The sequence below is a fragment of the Promicromonospora sp. NPDC057488 genome, from assembly GCF_042802395.1.
GTDB lineage: Bacteria > Actinomycetota > Actinomycetes > Actinomycetales > Cellulomonadaceae > Promicromonospora.
Genome location: NZ_JBHVEG010000125.1, coordinates 1 through 18886 on the forward strand (window position 1 = coordinate 1; position 18886 = coordinate 18886).

The 18886-nt window shown below is 70.8% G+C and carries 16 protein-coding genes; 3 read left to right on the forward strand and 13 right to left on the reverse strand.

Translation table 11 applies throughout. The features are described 5' to 3' along the window. Positions 1-45 precede the first annotated feature (45 nt). The gene (locus ACFU5G_RS21350; RefSeq protein WP_377249351.1) at positions 46-1359 is read right to left on the reverse strand and encodes a glycosyl hydrolase family 18 protein; all 1314 of its coding nucleotides are present in this window, start codon (positions 1357-1359) and stop codon (positions 46-48) included. Between the two features lie 130 nt (positions 1360-1489). Between ACFU5G_RS21350 and ACFU5G_RS21355 the strand changes: the two genes are divergently transcribed. Beyond that, complete coding sequence (locus tag ACFU5G_RS21355; RefSeq protein ID WP_377249353.1) at positions 1490-1894, forward strand: pyridoxamine 5'-phosphate oxidase family protein; 405 nt, start codon at positions 1490-1492, stop codon at positions 1892-1894. A gap of 1 nt (position 1895) precedes the next feature. Here ACFU5G_RS21355 and ACFU5G_RS21360 read toward each other — a convergent pair whose 3' ends face one another. Then, positions 1896-2138 carry an RNA-binding S4 domain-containing protein gene (locus ACFU5G_RS21360; protein ID WP_377249355.1) on the reverse strand — a complete coding sequence of 81 codons (243 nt, stop codon included), beginning with the start codon at positions 2136-2138 and terminating at the stop codon, positions 1896-1898. A gap of 36 nt (positions 2139-2174) precedes the next feature. Between ACFU5G_RS21360 and hisD the strand changes: the two genes are divergently transcribed. Continuing rightward, the gene (gene hisD, locus ACFU5G_RS21365) at positions 2175-3500 is read left to right on the forward strand and encodes a histidinol dehydrogenase (RefSeq protein WP_377249357.1); all 1326 of its coding nucleotides are present in this window, start codon (positions 2175-2177) and stop codon (positions 3498-3500) included. Between the two features lie 4 nt (positions 3501-3504). On the opposite strand, the gene ACFU5G_RS21370 is transcribed toward hisD, so the two are convergent. Beyond that, on the reverse strand, positions 3505-3963 hold the full coding sequence (locus ACFU5G_RS21370) for a cupin domain-containing protein (RefSeq protein ID WP_377249359.1): 459 nt from the start codon (positions 3961-3963) through the stop codon (positions 3505-3507). 198 nt (positions 3964-4161) lie between these two features. Between ACFU5G_RS21370 and ACFU5G_RS21375 the strand changes: the two genes are divergently transcribed. Next, complete coding sequence (locus ACFU5G_RS21375; protein ID WP_377249361.1) at positions 4162-8571, forward strand: S8 family serine peptidase; 4410 nt, start codon at positions 4162-4164, stop codon at positions 8569-8571. 73 nt (positions 8572-8644) lie between these two features. Here the strand turns inward: ACFU5G_RS21375 and ACFU5G_RS21380 are convergent, their stop codons facing one another. From ACFU5G_RS21380 to pgeF, 10 genes are all read right to left on the reverse strand, one after another. Next, entirely contained in the window at positions 8645-9169 is a 525-nt protein-coding gene (locus tag ACFU5G_RS21380; RefSeq protein WP_377249363.1) for an NUDIX domain-containing protein, read from the reverse strand. Next, positions 9166-12720 carry a DNA polymerase III subunit alpha gene (gene dnaE, locus ACFU5G_RS21385; RefSeq protein WP_377249365.1) on the reverse strand — a complete coding sequence of 1185 codons (3555 nt, stop codon included), beginning with the start codon at positions 12718-12720 and terminating at the stop codon, positions 9166-9168. Before dnaE ends, ACFU5G_RS21380 begins: the two co-directional genes overlap by 4 nt. Before the next feature lie 56 nt (positions 12721-12776). Then, positions 12777-13706, reverse strand: a complete 930-nt coding sequence (locus tag ACFU5G_RS21390; protein ID WP_377249367.1) for an RluA family pseudouridine synthase — start codon at positions 13704-13706, stop codon at positions 12777-12779. Further along, positions 13706-14317, reverse strand: coding sequence for a signal peptidase II (locus ACFU5G_RS21395; RefSeq protein ID WP_377249369.1), 612 nt, complete (start codon positions 14315-14317; stop codon positions 13706-13708). Before ACFU5G_RS21395 ends, ACFU5G_RS21390 begins: the two co-directional genes overlap by 1 nt. Before the next feature lie 243 nt (positions 14318-14560). Beyond that, positions 14561-15067, reverse strand: a complete 507-nt coding sequence (locus ACFU5G_RS21400) for a hypothetical protein (protein ID WP_377249371.1) — start codon at positions 15065-15067, stop codon at positions 14561-14563. Positions 15068-15375: 308 nt separating this feature from the next. Next, positions 15376-15843 carry a TraR/DksA C4-type zinc finger protein gene (locus ACFU5G_RS21405; RefSeq protein WP_020016670.1) on the reverse strand — a complete coding sequence of 156 codons (468 nt, stop codon included), beginning with the start codon at positions 15841-15843 and terminating at the stop codon, positions 15376-15378. Positions 15844-16030: 187 nt separating this feature from the next. Next, a complete protein-coding gene (locus tag ACFU5G_RS21410) occupies positions 16031-16672 on the reverse strand; it encodes a DivIVA domain-containing protein (protein ID WP_020016671.1) in 642 nt (213 codons plus the stop codon). 263 nt (positions 16673-16935) lie between these two features. Then, a complete protein-coding gene (locus ACFU5G_RS21415) occupies positions 16936-17232 on the reverse strand; it encodes a YggT family protein (protein WP_036958911.1) in 297 nt (98 codons plus the stop codon). 171 nt (positions 17233-17403) lie between these two features. Next, the gene (locus ACFU5G_RS21420) at positions 17404-17874 is read right to left on the reverse strand and encodes a cell division protein SepF (protein WP_020016673.1); all 471 of its coding nucleotides are present in this window, start codon (positions 17872-17874) and stop codon (positions 17404-17406) included. 269 nt (positions 17875-18143) lie between these two features. After that, positions 18144-18884, reverse strand: coding sequence for a peptidoglycan editing factor PgeF (gene pgeF, locus ACFU5G_RS21425; RefSeq protein ID WP_377249373.1), 741 nt, complete (start codon positions 18882-18884; stop codon positions 18144-18146). Between the last annotated feature and the right edge of the window lie 2 nt (positions 18885-18886).

Below are 18886 nucleotides of genomic sequence, written 5' to 3' on the forward strand. Positions count from 1 at the left end.
GCCCGAGGTCCGCCCGGCGCCGTCGTGCCTGCAGGCCCCGCGGCACTACCGACCCTGCAGGGCCTTCACGTTGTCGGCGAAGGTCCAGCCGCGCGACCCGTCCCAGTTGATGGACCAGGTCATGAGGCCCTTGAGCGCCCCGTTGTACGAGCCGTACGCCTGCGAGACCAGGGACGGCGCCATGTAGCCGCCGCCCGCGCCCTGCTGGGCGGGCAGGCCCGGCACCTGCTTCTCGTACGGGACACGGATCGTCGTGCCCTGGATGACGAGCCCGTCGTCCAGGCAGTCCGTCTGCGCCTGGAAGCCGGCCACCGTCCCGGCCGCGTACGAGTTGCCGGAGCAGTCGTACATCGAGCCGTTGTAGTACTGCATGTTGAGCCACCACAGGCGCCCGTTGTCGGCGTACTTCTTGATGATCGGCAGGTAGGAGCCCCAGATCGAGCCGTAGGTCACGCTGCCGCCGGTCACGTAGGCGGTCTCGGGCGCCATCGTCAGGCCGAACCCGGCCGGCATCCCGGCGAGCACGCCGTCGATGATCCGGATCAGGTTGGCCTGCGACGCCGAGAGCTGCGTGATGGAGCCGCTGCCGGTCAGGCCCGTCTCGATGTCGATGTCGATGCCGTCGAAGTTGTACTCCCGCAGGATCGGCACGATCGTCGCGACGAACCGGTCCGCCACGGCCTGCGAGGACAGGTCGATCCCGGCGGTCGCGCCGCCGATCGACATCAGGATCGTCAGGCCCGCCTCCTTGGCGGCGCACATCTCCTCCGGGCTCGGCACCTGGACGCCGGAGTCCATGCCGTCCTCCCACAGCACCGTGCCGTCGGAGCGGATCACGGGGAACGCGAGGGTCGCCACGTTGTAGCCGTGCTGGGTGATGCGCGAGTCCGTGATCGGGATCCAGCCCATGCCGGGGTGCACGCCGTTGCTCGCGCCGTCCCAGTTCTCCCAGTAGCCCTGCAGCACCTTGCCCGACGGGCGCGGGCGCTGGCTGCAGTCCGCCGGCGTCGGCTCGGGGTCCGGGGTCGGGTCCGTGGGGTCCGGCGTCGGGTCGGTCGGGTCGGGGTCCGGCTGCGTGGCGCACGCGCCGTCGTCGGTCCAGAGGGTGGGCGTGGCATCCGGGCTCCAGCCCGCGCCGACGTGCGCCGTGTGCGCCACGAGCGACGTGTAGGCCCGGCCGCGGTGGGTCACGTGGGCGCCGGCGGCGTACGTGCTGCCCTCCGTCCAGGCGGACGCCGCGCAGTCGGCCGCGGCGGCCTGCGCCACCGGCCCGGTCTGCGCCGCGACGACCGGTATGGCCAGTCCGGTGACGAGCAGGGCGGTGACACCCGCCGCCAGGAACGATGTACGCCGTCTCATGGCACTCCCTAGGGCCGTGGTATTTGTCAGGAACGCTAGCCAAATACCGGACACCCGGGAATACGGGGAACCCACAACCCGACCACACGGCGCGACCGGGCGCTCACCCGCGCCGACCTAGACTCGCGAGGTGATCCGACTCAACCCCGAGCAGCTCGTCTTCGTCACCGAGCGCCACCTCGCGACCCTCACCACCCTGCGCCCCGACGGCACGCCGCACGTCGTCCCGGTCGCCTTCACCTGGGACGCCGACGCCGGGGTCGCGCGCATCACCACCAACCGGGCCTCGTTCAAGGCCCGCCACGCCGTACCGGGGCCCGACGGCGGCGAGCCGCGCGCCGCACTGTGCCAGGTGTCCGGCGGCCGGTGGATCACGCTGGAGGGCACGATCGCCGTCAGCGAGGACGAGGACGAGATCGCCGACGCCGTCACGCGGTACGCGCGCCGCTACCGCCAGCTGCAGCCCAACCCGGAGCGGATCGTGCTGCGCGTGACCGTGGACAAGGTGATGGCGTCGACGTACATGGCGTCCTGAGCTACCCGACCTTTGCCGCCTCCTCGCCCGCCGGCATCAGCACGCTCACCAGGTCGCCGCGCACGAGCTGGCGGCCGCGGCGGGTCTCGACCTCGCCGTTGACCCGCACCTCGCCGTCGGCGATCAGGTCGCGGGCCTGCGCGCCGTCCTCGGCGAGGTCGGCGAGCTTCAGGAACTGGCCGAGGCGGATGACCTCGTCGCGGATCGGGACCTCGGGGACGTTCGACTCAGAGTTGGACACCACAGCATTGTCTCCCGTCCGCCGCCATAGACTGGCCCGGTGATCCAACGTATCGACCTGCGCGGCCGGTCCCTGGGCCGCCGCGCCCTCCTCGACGTCCTTCCCCGTGCCGAGGTCGGAGTCGACGAGGCCGTCCATGTGGTCGAGCCGCTGCTGCGCCAGGTCCGCGAGGGCGGCGCGGCCGCCCTGCGCGAGATCGCGCTGCGGTTCGACGGGATCGCGCCCGAGCACCTGCGGGTTCCCGCGAGCGCCCTGACCGACGCGCTGAACAGCCTCACCCCGCTGGTCCGCGCCGGCCTGGAGGAAGCGATCCGCCGCGTGCGCCGGGTGCACGCCGAGCAGCTCCCGCCGAACCACGTCACGGAGCTCGCGCCGGGCGCCGTCGTACGGCAGCGCTGGATCCCGGTCCAGCGGGTGGGCCTGTACGCGCCGGGCGGGCTGGCGGTCTACCCGTCGTCGGTCGTGATGAACGTCGTCGCGGCGCAGGAGGCTGGCGTGCCCGGCCTCGCGGTCGCGTCCCCGCCGCAGAAGGACAACGGCGGACTGCCGCACCCGACCATCTTGGCGGCGTGCGCCCTGCTGGGGGTGGACGAGGTATACGCCGTGGGCGGCGCGCAGGCCGTGGCGATGTTCGCCTACGGCGCCGCGGGCAGCGCCGAGCAGGACGGTGAGACGCTGTGCGAGCCGGTCGACGTCATCACCGGCCCCGGCAACGTCTACGTCGCGGCGGCCAAGCGCCTGGTGCGCGGCATCGTGGGGATCGACGCCGAGGCCGGGCCCACGGAGATCGCCGTGCTCGCCGACGGCACCGCGGATGCCGGGCACGTGGCCCTCGACCTGATCAGCCAGGCCGAGCACGACCCGATGGCGGCGTCCGTGCTGGTCACCGACTCGGTGGAGCTCGCCTCCGCCGTCGAGGCCCGGGTCCTGGACCTCGCATCGGCCACCAAGCACTCGACCCGGGTGGCGCGCGCCCTGGACGGCCCGCAGTCCGCGATCGTCCTGGTGGACGACATCGAGGCCGGGCTCGCCGTAGTCAACGCCTACGGCGCCGAGCACCTGGAGATCCAGACGGCCGACGCCGCCCGGGTGGCCGCGCGCGTGCACAGCGCGGGCGCGATCTTCGTGGGCCCGTGGTCGCCGGTGTCGCTGGGCGACTACATGGCCGGCTCCAACCACGTGCTGCCGACCGGGGGCACCGCCCACTTCGCGAGCGGCCTGGGCGTGCACAGCTTCCTGAAGTCGGTGCAGCAGGTGGAGTACACGCGCGACGCGCTCGAGGAGCTCGCCGACCGCATCGTCGCCGTCGCCACCCACGCGGCCCGGCCCGCGCCCGGCGCGGCCGTGCGCGGGCGGTTCCACTAGCAGGTCAGGCCCCGGGGCGCGGCGCGCGCAGGTGCGCCCGCTCCGCGAGCTCCGACTCGGCCACGAGCTCCAGCATCGGCTTGCCCGGCGCGCACATCATGGTCACCACGAACTCGGTCCGGGCGTCGTCCAGCGCGTTGCCGTCCTGGTAGTGGATGACGTCGCCGCCCGGCTCCCAGAACGTGCCGCCGGCCTCGACGACCCGCTCGGGCTCGCCCTCCAGCTCGAACCGCACGGCGCCCTTGATGACATACCCGAAGGCGGGCCCGGAGTGGCGGTGCGGCGGGGTACCCGGGTCGCCCGGCTCCCACTCGACGTGGATCGTCATCGCCGAGGCGCCGTCGGGCACGGTGATCGGCGAGGCGTCCTGCAGCATCGTGGCCGCCGTCATCCAGCTCGCCACCGGCCCGTCGTGCTCGCCGGCCCCGTGCACGTGCCCCGCGTGGTCCTGTGTGTCGGTCATGTGCCGCACCCTTCGTCGTCGTTTCCTTGGTACGACGTGTCGACCGGGCGGCCGCCGGATCTGTGACCTGACCTGCGTCCTGATCTTGGACTGGGTGAATCCTGTACAGAAGCATTGACATTGCACCGGGCGGTAAGCGAGGAATGTCGCACACCTGCACGTTGCACGTTCCATCGCTGCCGTACCGAGGGAGCCGTAATGTCATACCGGTCCAGAACGCCCCTGCTCGCCGTGGCCGCGGTCACGGCACTAGCGGCGGCGTTCACGCCCGCGGCCGCTGCCGTGACCCCAGCCGCCCCACCGTCCGCGGACAAGGTAGGCCCCCGGGACCGCCTCGCCGAGAACCTCGTGCCGGCCGAGACCACCCCGCAGGCCGGGGTCGAGCGGGACGCCGGGATCCAGAAGCTCGCGCTCGGTCGCGGCAAGGCGGAGCGCACCTACCTGATCCGTCTGACCGACGCCGCCGTGCCCACCTACACCGGCGGCGTCGAGGGCCTGGCCTCCACGGCGCCCCGCGCGGGCCGGACGCTCGACCCGTCGACGGCGCGGGTACGCGAGTACACGGAGTTCCTCGAGGCGGAGCAGGACGACTTCGTCACCCGCATGGAGCGGACGGTCGGCCACGACGTCGACGTGCCCTTCACCTACCAGTACGCGGCCAACGGCCTGTCCGCGGTGCTGACCCCGGCAGAGGCGCGGGAGATCGCGGAGGACCCGGCCGTCGCGCACATCGCGCTCGACAAGGAGCACGAGCTGCACACGGACGCCGGTCCGGCGTGGAGCAACGCCGACGCGCTGTGGAACGCCGTCGAGGAGCTGGACCTGCCGGAGGACTACAAGGGCGAGGGTGTCGTGATCGGCACCATCGACACCGGCATCCACCCCTCCAGCCCCTCGTTCGCCGAGACCGGCGACGACGGCTACACGCACACCAACCCGCTCGGCGCGGGCAACTACCTGGGCGTCTGCGACCCGGCGAACACCGACCAGTACGACCCCGACTTCCCGTGCAACGGCAAGCTCATCGGCGCCTACGGGTTCCTGAGCGCCGCCGACCGCAGCGCGCTGGACGAGGACGGCCACGGCTCCCACACGGCCTCCACCTCGGGCGGCAACGTGGTCGACGACGTGACGCCGACGGCGCCGGAGGGCACGAACCCGCCGACGTTCGACGTCTCCGGCGTCGCCCCGCACGCCAACGTGATCAGCTACCGCGGCTGCTGCACCACCGCGGGCCTGACGGCCTCGATCGACCAGGCCATCGCGGACGGCGTCGACGTCATCAACTACTCCATCGGCTCCTCGTCGCCGTCGGACCTGTGGAACGACTTCGACGCGCTCGGCTTCCTCAACGCGCGCGCCGCGGGCATCTTCGTCGCCACCTCCAACGGCAACGACGGCCCCGGGTTCGCCACGACGGGCTCCCCCGCCGACGCGCCGTGGCTCACGTCGGTGGGCGCCTCGACGCACAACCGGCACATGCTCAACACCCTGGGCGACCTGACCAGCAGCGCCGGCGACCTGGCGGACCTCAGGGGTAAGTCCCTGACCGGTTCGCTGCCCGCCACCGGGATCATCGACGCGGGCTCCGTGGGTGACCCGCAGTGCACCACGACCACGGGCCACGAGGCGGAGTACGCCGACAAGATCGTGGTCTGCGCCCGCGGCGGCAACGGCCGCGTGGAGAAGTCCTCGAACGTCGCGGCGCAGGGCGCCACCGGCTTCGTGCTGACGAACGACGAGGTCAACGGCGGCTCGCTCCTCGGTGACGCGTTCGCCGTCCCGGGCGTGGCGATCAGCTTCGCCGACGGCGAGACCCTGCGGGACTGGCTCGCGGAGGGCTCGGACCACACCGGCACGATCGCCGGCACCACGTTCATCACGGACGACGCGCTGGGCGACACCATGTCCAGCTTCTCGTCGCGCGGCCCCAACCGGGCCGTCGACACGATCGTCCCGTCCATCACCGCCCCCGGCGTCGACATCCTCGCCGCGTACGGCGTGGCCGACGGCGCGTACGACCACGTCGAGTACGGCATCATCTCGGGCACCTCGATGTCGAGCCCGCACGTGGCCGGCGCGGGCGCTCTGCTCACGCAGGCCCGCCCCGACTGGACCCCGGCGCAGCAGCAGTCCGCGCTCATGACCACGGCGCGCACCAGCGTCAAGGACTTCGACGGCTCGCCCGCCACCCCGTACGAGCAGGGCAGCGGCCACATGGACATCGGGGCGGCCGTGCAGGCAGCCCTGCTGTTCGACGAGACCGGCGCCGACTACCTGGCCGCCGACCCGGAGCAGGGCGGCGACCCCAGCACCCTGAACCTGCCGTCCTTCGCCGACACCCAGTGCCTCGCGAGCTGCTCCTGGGAGCGGACGGCGGTCGCGCCGCCGTCGGCCCCGGCCGGCGTCACGTGGACGGCGTCCGCGGTCTCCGACGACGGGCTGTCGCTCTCCGTCGACCTGTCGACCGACACCGTCTCCCCTGGTGACTCGCTGGGCATCTCCGTCACGGCGGACGTCGACGGCGCCCCCGACGGCGAGACGCTGTTCGGCCGCGTCACGCTCACCCCGAGCAACGAGGACGTGCCGGCCGTGACCCTGCCGGTCGCCGTCGTCCCGTCCGGCGCGATCCTGCCGAACGAGATCGACGTGACCACGCGCCGGGACACCGGCTCGCAGGCCGTGACCGGCCTGAAGTCCGTCGCGGTCAGCGACTTCACCGGCTCGGTGCGCGGCCTCGTCGAGGCCGACCTGCACGAGGGCTCGCTCAGCCAGGACCCGACGAACGCCGACGCGTTCGACGACCTGAGCAAGGTCGAGGTCACCACGCTGGAGGTGCCCGAGGACGCTACGCGGCTCGTGGCCGAGATCACCGCTGCCGAGGCGCTGGACCTCGACATGTTCGTGGGCACCGGGGACACGCCGAGCCCGGCGACCCAGGTGTGCGCCTCGACGACGTCGTCCGCCGCGGAGTACTGCGACGTGCCCGACCCGGAGGCCGGCACCTGGTGGGTGCTGGTCCAGAACTGGCAGGGCACCGAGGACCAGCCCGACGCCCACACGCTGGCGACCGCCGTGGTCCCGGCAGCGGACGGCGACAACGCCGGGGTGGCCGGCCCCGACGGCGAGGTGCCGGTGGGCGAGCCGTACGACGTGCGGCTGCACTGGAACCTGCCCACGGCCGCCGAGGGCGACCTGTTCTACGGCACCGCGGTGCTCGGCAGCTCGCCGGACAGCCCGGGCGACATCGGCGAGATCCCGGTCCGCCTGAACCGCATCGCCGACGACGTGACCAAGACGGCCTCGGTCGACGCGGCCGGGCTCGGCGACACCATCGGGTACGACATCACGGTCCAGCCGAACGCCACGCCCGAGGACCTCACCTACACGGTCACCGACACGGTGCCGGACGGGCTGAGCATCGACGAGGCGTCGGTGACCGGTGACGGCGTCGTCGACGGGCAGACCATCACGTGGGAGGTCGACCTGCCCACGCTGGTGGGCGCGGTGGGCACCTACGAGGCGTCGACGCCGGCGGACTCCCCGCAGTGCGCGGCGTGGGCGACCGGGTTCGACGACCTGGCCGCGTACGGGATCGGGTTCAGCCCGCTGGACGGCGACAACACGGCCGTGAACACGTTCTCGCCCATCGGCCCGTTCCCGCACTACGACCAGCAGTCGCCGGGCCTCGTCGTCTCCGAGGACGGCCTGGTCACCATCACGGGCGGCTACACCGGCAAGCCCTGGGAGCCCCAGGAGATCCCGGCCGTGGACGGCCCGAACGGCGTGATCGCGCCGCTCTGGTCCGACCTGCAGCTCTCGCTCGCCGACGACCGCGGCGTGCGGCTGGCGACGTCCGGCGGCGAGGTCGCGGTGGTCCAGTGGGACGACCCGTTCCCGTGGGGTGCCGACCCGACCGACCTGTCCAACTCCGTGGGCAAGTTCCAGGCCTGGATCTACAACTCGGTGGCGGCGGACCGGCCGGAGATCATGTTCGAGTACGGCGAGGTAGGCGAGCTGCCTGACCTGGCCACGATCGGGGTCGAGAACCTCGCTGGCACGGCCGCCACCGCCGTCGTGAACGCGGGCGACCCCTCGTCCGCCGTCACGGACGGCAGCTCGATCTGCCTGGACTACGTGGCGCCCGACGGCGACCCGGTCACCCTGTCGTACGACGTCACGGTGGACCAGGACGCCGTCACCGGCACGTACACCAACGCCGCCGAGCACGTCACGAACAACCCGTTCGACGAGCCGGCCGTGGCCTCGGTCGACGTCGACGTGGCGGGCGTGCCGGACATCCCGGCGTGGGACCGCAAGACGATCTACACCGCCGGTGACGAGGTCCTCCACGGCGGCTCGGTGTGGGTCGCGCAGTGGTGGACCAAGGGCGAGAAGCCGGGCGCCTCGCCGTGGGGCCCGTGGTCCGAGGTCGGGGCCGACGTCGTCTGCGGCGACGACACCTACCAGGCCTGGACGAACTCGTGGATCTATACCGGCGGCGAGACCGTCGAGCACGAGGGCAAGCTGTGGCGGGCCAAGTGGTGGACCCGCAACCAGGAGCCGGGCATCCCGTGGGGCCCCTGGGAGAAGGTGGGCACCTGCTGACGTAGCCCACCCATGATGTGTCAGACGCTCAGGTCACCCCGGTGACCTGAGCGTCTGACATTTGAGGCGAAGGTCAGAAGCCGAACGTCATGAGCCGCGGCATCTCCGTGCCGTGGCGGCCGGCGTCGTGCACGGCGCGGAGCACGGCGAGCTCGTGCGGCACGACCGGGTCCGGCAGCCCGACGAACGGGAACCAGGCCAGGTCGGCGGCCTTGTCGGGCTCCTGGATCGACGGTGTCCCGGTCCAGCGGGTGACCTCGAACATGAAGTCGACCCGTTGCTCGATCGCCGGCCCGCCCGGTTCGCCGCGGTGCAGCACGATGAGCGGCCGGACGTCCTCGGGCGCCACCTCGACGCCGAGCTCCTCGCGGGCCTCGCGTACGGCGGTCTCGATCACCGACTCGCCCTCCTCGACGTGGCCGGCGGCCGCGCAGGCCCAGTAGCCGTCGCGGTAGCCGGTGCCCTGCCGGAGCTGGAGCAGCACCTGCCCCTCTCGCCGGAAGTAGAGGTATGCCGCGGGCACGACCGTGAACCGCTCGTGGTCGCGCTCGTCGTAGCGGTCGGTCTCGGCCTGCGCCGCGCCGGGGGCCTCAGTCACGACAGGCAGCCCTGGCCGAGCAGCGCCTTGAGGTCGCCGAACAGCGCGGGTGACTTCTCCACCCGCAGGCTGTCTGCGGCGCGCACCACGGTCCGCTTGCCGGGCTCTGCCACGGCGATGTGCACCTCCGCGGACCCGGGATGCGTCGCGAGGACCTCGCGCAGCCGGACCACGACCGACTCGATCGCGCGCGTGTGCGGCATGGTCACGGACAGCGGCGAGTCGGAGCCCACCGTGACGTCCGGCAGGGCCACCTCCATCGCCTGCAGCTGCATGGACTCGTCACGGCGTCGCACCCTGCCGCGCAGCACCACGACCTGGTCCTCGGCCAGCATCGTCGAGTAGGCGAGATAGGTCTCGCCGAAGAACATGACCTCGACGGCACCCTCCAGGTCCTCGACGGTCACGGCCGCCCACGGGTTGCCGTTCTTGCTCATCTTGCGCTGCACCGAGGTGAGCAGGCCCGCCACGGTCACCACCGAGCCGTCCGGCCGGCTCTCGTCGGCGAGCAGCGAGGCGACCGAGGTGTCGGCCGCCCGCTGCAGCACGTGCTCCAGGCCCGACAACGGGTGGTCGCTCACGTACAGGCCGAGCATCTCGCGCTCGAACTGCAGCTTCTGCTTCTTCTCCCAGTCCGGCAGGTCCGGCACGTCGACGGAGAAACCCATGCCCTCGTCGTCGGCGCCGCCGCCGAAGTCGGCGAAGAGATCGAACTGACCCTCGGCCTCCTTGCGCTTCACGCCGATCACGGAGTCGACGGCCTGCTCATGGATCACGAGCAGCGAGCGCCGCGTGTGGCCGAGCGAGTCGAACGCGCCGGCCTTGATGAGGGACTCGATGGTGCGCTTGTTGCAGACGGGGGCGGGGACCTTGTCCAGGAAGTCCTGGAAGGACGTGTAGCTGCCCTTCTCCTCGCGGGCCTCGACGATCGCGTCCACGACGTTGCGGCCCACGTTGCGCACACCTGTGAGGCCGAACCGGATGTCGCCGCCGACGGCCGTGAACTTGGCCGCGGAGTCGTTGACGTCCGGCGGGAGCACCGTGATGCCCATGCGACGGCACTCGTTGAGGTAGAGCGCCATCTTGTCCTTGTTGTCACCCACCGACTGCAGCAGGCCGGCCATGTACTCGGCCGGGTAGTTGGCCTTGAGGTAGGCGGTCCAGTAGGCGACGAGGCCGTAGCCGGCGGAGTGCGCCTTGTTGAAGGCGTAGCCGGCGAACGGGACCAGGGTGTCCCAGACCGCCTTGATCGCTCCGGCGCTGTACCCCTTCTCCTTCGCACCCTTCTCGAAGTTGACGTACTCCTTGGCCAGCACCTCGGGCTTCTTCTTGCCCATGGCGCGGCGCAGCAGGTCGGCCTGTCCGAGCGAGTAGCCGGCCATGATCTGGGCGGCGCGCTGCACCTGCTCCTGGTAGACGATCAGGCCGTAGGTCTCGTCGAGGATCTCCGCGAACGGCTCGACGACCTCGGAGTGGATCGCCTCGATCTGCTGCTGGCCGTTCTTGCGCATCGCGTAGTTGATGTGCGAGTTCATGCCCATCGGCCCGGGCCGGTACAGGGCGATGACTGCGGAGACGTCCTCGAAGTTGTCGGGCCGCATCTGCCGCAGCAGCGCGCGCATGGCGCCGCCGTCGAGCTGGAACACGCCGAGCGTGTTCCCGCTGGCGAGCAGGTCGTAGGTGGGCTTGTCGTCGAGCGCCACCTTCTCGATGTCGATGGCGTCCTTGCCGTTCATCACGATGTTCTCGAGCGCGTCGTCGAGGATCGTGAGGTTGCGCAGACCCAGGAAGTCCATCTTGATCAGGCCGAGGCCCTCGGACGTCGGGTAGTCGAACTGCGTGATGACCGCGCCGTCCTGCGGGCGCTTCATGATCGGGATGATGTCGATCAGCGGCTCGCTCGACATGATGACGCCGGCCGCGTGCACGCCCCACTGGCGCTTCAGGCCCTCGATACCGCGGGCGAGCTCGACAACGCGCTGCGCCTCGGGGTCGGCCTCGTGCACCTGGCGGAACTCCGCCGCCTCCGAGTACCGCTTGTCCTTCGGGTCGAAGATGCCGCTCAGCGAGATGTCCTTGCCCATGACGGCGGGCGGCATGGCCTTGGTGAGCTTCTCGCCCATGGCATACGGCATGCCGAGCAGCCGGGCGGAGTCCTTGAGGGCCTGCTTGGCCTTGATGGTGCCGTAGGTGACGATCTGGGCCACGCGGTCGTCGCCGTACTTCTCCGTCACGTACCGGATGGCCTCACCGCGCCGACGCTCGTCGAAGTCGACGTCGACGTCGGGCATGGAGACACGCTCCGGGTTGAGGAAGCGCTCGAAGATGAGCCCGTGCACCAGCGGGTCCAGCTCGGTGATGCCCATCAGGTAGGACACCATCGACCCGGCGGCCGAACCACGCCCCGGTCCCACGCGGATGCCCTGGTCCTTGGACCAGTTGATGAAGTCGGCGACCACGAGGAAGTACCCCGGGAAGCCCATCTGGATGATGATCTCGACTTCCTTGTCGGCCTGCTTGCGCACGTCGTCCGAGTAGCCGTTCGGGTAGCGGCGCAGCAGGCCCGCCTCGACCTCCTTGATGAACCAGGAGATCTCGTCCTCGCCGTCCGGGACGGGGAAGCGCGGCATGTAGTTGGCCGAGGTGTCGAAGGAGACCTCGCACTGCTCGGCGATGAGCAGCGTGTTGTCGCACGCCTCGGGCAGTTCCTTGAAGACCTTGCGCATCTCGGCGGCGGACTTCACGTAGTAGCCGGAGCCGTCGAACTTGAAACGGTTCGGGTCGTCCAGCGTCGAGCCGGAGTTGATCGCCAGCAGCGCCTCCTGGCTGGTCGAGTCCTCCTCGCGCACGTAGTGCAGGTCGTTGGTGGCGACGAGCCTGGCGCCGATGACCTTGGACAGCTCGAGGAGCTCCTTGGTCACCCGGGTCTCGATGTCGAGCCCGTGGTCCATCAGCTCGACGTAGTAGTTCTCCTTGCCGAAGATCTCCTGCAGCTCGCCCGCCTGGCGCACCGCCTCGTCCCACTGGCCCAGCCGCAGCCGGGTCTGGATCTCGCCGGACGGGCAGCCCGTCGTGGCGATCAGGCCGTCGGAGTACCGCTCCAGCAGGTCGCGGTCCATCCGGGGCCACTTGCCCATCTGGCCCTCCAGGGAGGCCAGGGAGGACGCCCGGAACAGGTTGTGCATGCCGGTGTTGTTCTTGCTCAGCAGCGTCATGTGCGTGTACGCACCACGCGCCGAGACGTCGTCCGACTCCTGGCCCGCCTCGCCGTAGCGCACGCGGGTCTGGTCGAACCGGCTGGTGCCCGGCGTGATGTACGCCTCGACCCCGATGATCGGCTTGATGCCCGCCTTCTGCGCCTGCGCCCAGAACTCGTGCGCCCCGAACAGGTACCCGTGGTCGGTGGTCGCGATGGCGTGCTGCCCCTGCCGCCCGACCTCCTCCATGAGGTCGCCGATCCGGGCCGCGCCGTCCAGCATCGAGAACTCGGTGTGGACGTGGAGGTGGACGAAGTCGTCGCTCTTCGAAGCGGTGGCGGAGGGCATGTCCATGATCTTAGGACGGCTCTCCGACACTCCGGCCCAGCAACGCCGAGCCACTTCTCACATCAGGTGTACGCCCCCCGCACGACCTCGAGAGCGGCCTCCAGGTCGGCCGGGTACGGCGACTCCACCTCGACCCAGCGCCCCGTGACCGGGTGCTCGAAACCCAGCCGGTGGGCGTGCAGCCACTGCCTGGTCAGCCCCACCTTGGACGCCAGGACGGGGTCCGCTCCGTAGGTCAGGTCGCCCACCAGCGGGTGGCGCAGCGCAGCGAAGTGCACCCGGATCTGGTGGGTGCGCCCCGTCTCCAGGTGCACCTCCATCAGCGACGCCGCAGACAGCATCTCCAGCGTCTCGTAGTGCGTCACCGACGGCTTGCCGTCCGCGGTCACCGCGAACTTCCAGTCCGAGCTGGGGTGCCGGCCGATCGGGGCATCGATGGTGCCCGACGTCGGGTCCGGGTGCCCCTGCGCGAGCGCGTGGTAGACCTTGTCGACCGTGCGCTCCTTGAAGGCGCGCTTGAGGCCCGTGTAGGCGACCTCCGACTTGGCCACGACCATCAGGCCCGAGGTGCCGACGTCGAGCCGGTGCACGATGCCCTGCCGCTCGGCGGCGCCCGACGTCGAGACGCGGTAGCCCGCGGCGATCAGCGCGCCGACCACGGTGGGTCCGGTCCAGCCCGGCGACGGGTGCGCCGCCACGCCGACCGGCTTGTCGATCACTACCAGGTCGTCGTCGTCGTACACGATGCCCATGCCGGGCACCGGCTCCGCCACGACCTCGACGGCGGGCCGCTCCTCCGGCATGTCCACCTCGAGCCAGCCGCCCGCGACCACGCGGTCCGACTTGCCCACGGGACGCCCGTCGAGCTGGACGGCGCCGGCCTCGGCGAGCTCGGCCGCACGCGTGCGGGAGAAGCCGAGCATGCGCGCCAGCGCCGCGTCGACCCGGTCGCCTGCGAGCCCGTCCGGGACGGGCAGGGTCCGCAGCGCCATCAGGCGGGTTCGCTCGCGTCGCCGTCCGGCTTCGCGGACTCGTCCCGCTCGTCCCCGGTGTGCCGCTTGCCGTCCAGGCCGATGCCCCGCAGCGACAGCAGCGCGATCAGCACGGCCGCGGCGACGACGGCGATGTCGGCCACGTTGCCCACGAAGAAACCGGCGTAGTCGATGAAGTCCACGACGTGGCCACGGGCGAACCCGGGCTCGCGCGCGAGGCGGTCGATGAGGTTGCCGACGGCGCCGCCGAGCAGCAGGCCGAGCGCGACCGCCCAGCCGCGTGACCCGAGCCGGCCGATGGCGCGGACGATGAAGATCACGACCACCGTCACGACGATGGTCAGGATCCAGGTGTAGCCCGAGGCGATCGACAGCGCGGCGCCCGGGTTGTAGATGAGGCGCAGCCCCAGCAGGTCGCCGACGAGCGGGATGGGCTCGGCGTTCACGGTCAGCGCGGACTCGGCCCACCACTTCGTCAGCTGGTCGGCGGCCAGGACGAGGGCCGCGAGCACGCCGGTCCAGGCGACGAGCACACGGCTGCCCGACGGCGCGGGCGTGGCGGGGCTCGTCTCGTCGCCGGCCACGGCGGAGGGTTCAGCGGGAGTAGACATCAGGCAAAGTCTCCCATGCCGCGAGCCCTCCCGGTCCCAGGGTCCGGCCGCCCGCCGGAAACGCCGCCCGGGCGAGGCACGACGCGCCATCCATTACTGAACCGATGAACAAAAGAACGCGTATTACGGGACCGTCGCACAAAAAGAGACGAGGCCCTTTCCCGGAGTTCCGGGAAAGGGCCTCGCCTGGTGCGACATCAACGCCGCGTCACCGCACGGCGAGAGTCAATTGACGTCAGAACGTCAGCAAGCGGCGTAGCCGGTCACGTTGCCGGTCTGGAACAGGTTCAGCGGGCCGTCCCAGTGCCACGGCGCGACGCACACGTTGTTCAGGACGTTGATGGAGTCCTCGCCACCGATGACGGCGTCGCCCTCACCGCAGGCCTGGTAGTCGGTCAGGTTCGCGGTGCTGCCGACGTTGCCGGGGCCCTCCCAGTACCAGGGGGCGACGCAGACGTTGTTCAGCGCGTTGAAGCTGCCGTCGCCACCGATCTCGACGACCTCACCAGCAGTGGCGACGTCCTCGGGGACCATCACGCCGTCGATCCCCTCGGGGAGCTCCGCGTTCTGGGTCGCACCGAGCACGTCGAGCGCACCGTCAACACCGACGACGCCGACAGCGCCCTCGACCCCGCCGAGCACCGCGCTGGCCTCGGACGGGCTGACCACGAGCGCCTCAGGCGCGTCGCCGAAGGTCAGCGCGCTCGCACCCGTCGCAGCGGCGACAACCAGCCCGGCCGACATGGCCACGGCAGCGCCCGCACGACACGTTGCACGGAATCCTCGGATCATTGTGTTTTCCCCCTCGAATAGCATCCGTCGAAATAGCGGTGAACCACACGTGTGTGATTCACCTGGACGAGCATCCGGGGAGAAATTCACCCTGTCAATCGGAACGTGACCCGCCGCACAGAGCACCTGGAGACCGAAAAACGACATTCCAGGATCGAACTCCATACCAATGCATCAGGTATGCACGTAACTCAGACATCACAGCGTTGATATCCGGTGCGAGACCCGGTGCGCGATCCGGCGCGACCCCTCGCCGCGCCGACCGCTCAGGCCCCGCGGCGCTCCTCGCGCGCCTTGGCCTCGACGGACAGCGTGGCCCGCGGGAAGGCCTGGAGCCGGGCCTTGCCGATGGGCAGGTCCGTGAGCTCGCACGTGGCGTACGTGCCCTTGCGGATCCGGCCCAGGGCGTGGTTCGTCTGGTCCAGGAGGTCACGCATGTTGTTGACAAGCGTCAGCTCCTGCTCGCGCTCCAGGGCGCTCGAGCCGTAGTCGGCCTGGTCGTCGCCGGCGCCGTCGCCGGAGTTGCGCAGCAGGTCGGACAGCTCCCGGTCGGCGACGTGCAGCTCACGCTCCAGCCGCTCCTTGTCCTCGAGGAGCAGTGCCGCCAGCTCCTCGGCCTCGCGGACGGTCCAGGGTTCTTCACCGTCACGGACGGGAAACTTCTTCACGTCGCGTGTCAGGTTCGGGAACTCCTGCTTGATCGCCGCTCGCGTCGCAGTCGAGATCTTGGTCATGGGTTCCCCTTCGCGGTCGCCCCCGGTGGTCAAGTGCACGAAGCGTAAGCACAAGCGGCCAGACGCACAACGGGGCACGCCGGTGTGGCGCGCCCCCCATGATGCGGGTCTCTGGCACGACACGCACGACGACCGGACGTGAGGTGGGAACGTCCGGTCGCCGTGCGTGTCAGGTGGTGCTCTGCTGTCAGATGCCCTGAGCCATCTCGGCCGGCCGGCCGGACTGCTGGTTGTTGCGCGGCGGCAGGGCCGAGCCGCGTGCGTCCAGGTCGCCCAGCAGGTTCTGCAGGAAGCTCTTCAGCCGCGTGCGGTAGTCGCGCTCGAACAGGCGCAGCTCGTCGATCTTGCGCTCCAGCAGCGAACGCTCCTGCTCGAGCTGGGAGAGCGTGCGGTGGGAGGTCTCCTCGGCGTCGCGCACGATGCGCGCACCCTCGGTCTTGGCCTCCGTGATGAGGCGGTCGCCCTCCTCCTGGCCGGAGCGCACGTAGTCGTCGTGCAGCTTCTGGGCCAGCTGGAGCATCCCGGTCGCCGACTCCGGCTCGGGGCCGTTGCCCTTGGGGCCGGCGGGACCGGTCGGCATGACGGGGGCCGCGACCGGCGCGGCCTGCGCGCGGGCGGGCGCCGCGGCGTCGCTGCGCGACAGCTCCGCGATGCGGCGCTCGGCGGCGGCGACCTTCTGCCGGAGGCCCTCGTTCTCCTCCTGGACGTTGGTCAGCGTCCGCACGACCTCGTCGAGGAAGTCGTCGACCTCCTCGACGTCATAGCCCTCGCGGAACTTCGTCGCGGAGAACTTCTTGTTGAGGATGTCCTCTGCAGTAAGCAGTGCCATCGTGTCACCTCGAAAGTTAGAACGGAACGCTGAACTCGGACGTCGGCGCTAGCAAGCGGCGCGCCCTTCGCCGAAGCCCACGGTAGCGGACGACATCGGCGTGGGACACCGGGAGCACCCCCGGGCACGATTTCATCACAGAGTGTGCCGTGTCACCCCAGGCCATTTCCATGGCGAGGTCAATGTTTTCGCACAGTTCGCCGTCCGCGACTCGACCAGGCCTGCCGCGAACCGGCACACATTCACCACGTGGCCCGGACGTGTCAGACCCTCGCCGCCCAGGCCCCGACCAGCTGCGAGAGGATCGAGACGCCGAAGAACAGGACGATGAAGGCCAGGTCGAGCTGCACCTGACCCAGCCGCAGCGGCGGGATCAGCCGACGCAGGAACCGCAGGGGCGGGTCCGTCACCGTGTAGACCGCCTCGGCGATCACGAGCAGCACACCACGCGGCCTCCAGTCCCGGGCAAAGAACTGCACCCAGTCGAAGATGAGGCGGCCGATCAGGAACAGGATGAAGAGCCACAGCAGAAAGCCGATGAACTGCAGGATCAGATTCACAGGCACAACCTAACGCGTCCGGCCCCTGGACCACACGAGCCACCACGAACGTGGTCCCCGATTCACTCGCCCCGGCCCCGGGGCCCGCGATCCGGACCCCCGGGGACAGACGTGAGCGGAGGGCGTCCGCCGCAGCGACCGCCCTCCGCCCAGGTCTCGTGATGCCGGTGTTCAGCTCTGGTTGTAGAAGCCGCCACGACCGTTCGGCTTCTCGGTGGCGACCTGCTCCTCGGCCGCGATCTCCACGTGCTCGGGAGAGAGCAGGAAGACCTTGTTGGTCACCCGCTCGATCGAGCCGTGCAGACCGAAGATGAGGCCGGCGGAGAAGTCCACCAGGCGCTTGGCGTCGGCGTCGTCCATGTCGGAGAGGTTCATGATGACCGGGGTGCCGGCGCGGAATGCCTCGCCGATGCTCCGGGCGTCGTTGTACGACCGCGGGTGCACGGTCGTGATGCGGCGCAGGTCCGAGGAGGACAGGGCCTCGCGGGGAACGCCGTCGCGGTGCAGCGGCGTGACCTGTGCGTGCCGGTGGTCCTCCACGTTTTCCTCCAGGCCCTCGTCGTACTCGTCGAGGTACTCCTGCTCGCCCTGATCGTCGGCGAGGCCCAGATACAGCATGGTCTTGCGAAGCGCTCCGGCCATCGCACACTCTCCGTTCGTCGCCTGCTGTGCGTCCTTCTGTCTGTGTCCAGCGGGCCCGTACAACAGGTCCGACCTTGACCTCACGTCGAGGTCGCCTTGACAAAAGTAGCCCGGCGCAATCCGACCCGGAAGTGCGACACGCCGTGCCACGAACAACTTTGCCAAAGTTGTTCAGCGATTGCTCGCTAAAAACGACATCCGTGTGATTTCGCAGGTCAGGGCCCTGTTATCGGCGTGTCGCGGAGGTGGCACAGATCCGCCACGGGCGGTCAGAAGAGCGCTACGACGCCCGCCTGGCGGCCGGTCGTGACACCCGTCACGCTCGCCCGCCGGTGCGAGAACAGCTCTTGGTCCTCGAGCGTGCAGCGCTCCACGAGCGTCGCGGCGACGCCCCGGGCGGCGAGCTGGGCGACCACGCCGGCGGGCAGGTCGAGCCCCGGCGTGCCGTCGTCCGTGGTCGCGAACGTCTCGGGCACGACGGCGGCGACCTCGTCGCGCATCGCCGCGGGCACCTCGTAGCACCGGCCGCACACAGCGGGCCCGACGGCGGCGCGCACGCGTGCCGGGTCCGCGCCCCGGGCGACCATCGAGTCCAGCGCCCGGTGCACCACGCCGGCCAGCACACCCTTGCGCCCCGCGTGCGCGACGGCGACCACGCGCGCGACCGGGTCGGCCAGCAGCACCGGGACGCAGTCCGCGACCAGGACGCCGAGCCCCAGCCCGCGCTCGGCGGTGACCAGTGCGTCACCCTCCCCCGCCGACGCCGGCGGCCGGTGCGCGGCCCACTGCTCCCGCTCGGCCGCGCCCAGGTCGAGCACCACGTCGCCGTGCACCTGGGTGGCGAACGCCACGGGCGCGCCGAGCCGCTCCGCCACCCGGGACCGGTTGACCGCGACGCGCGCCTCGTCGTCGGACACGTTCAGGCCCAGGTTCAGGCCGCCGCTGCCGTCGGCCGCGGCCCACGGCGCGGGCGAGACGCCGCCCGCTCCGGACGTGAAGAAGGCGTGCACCC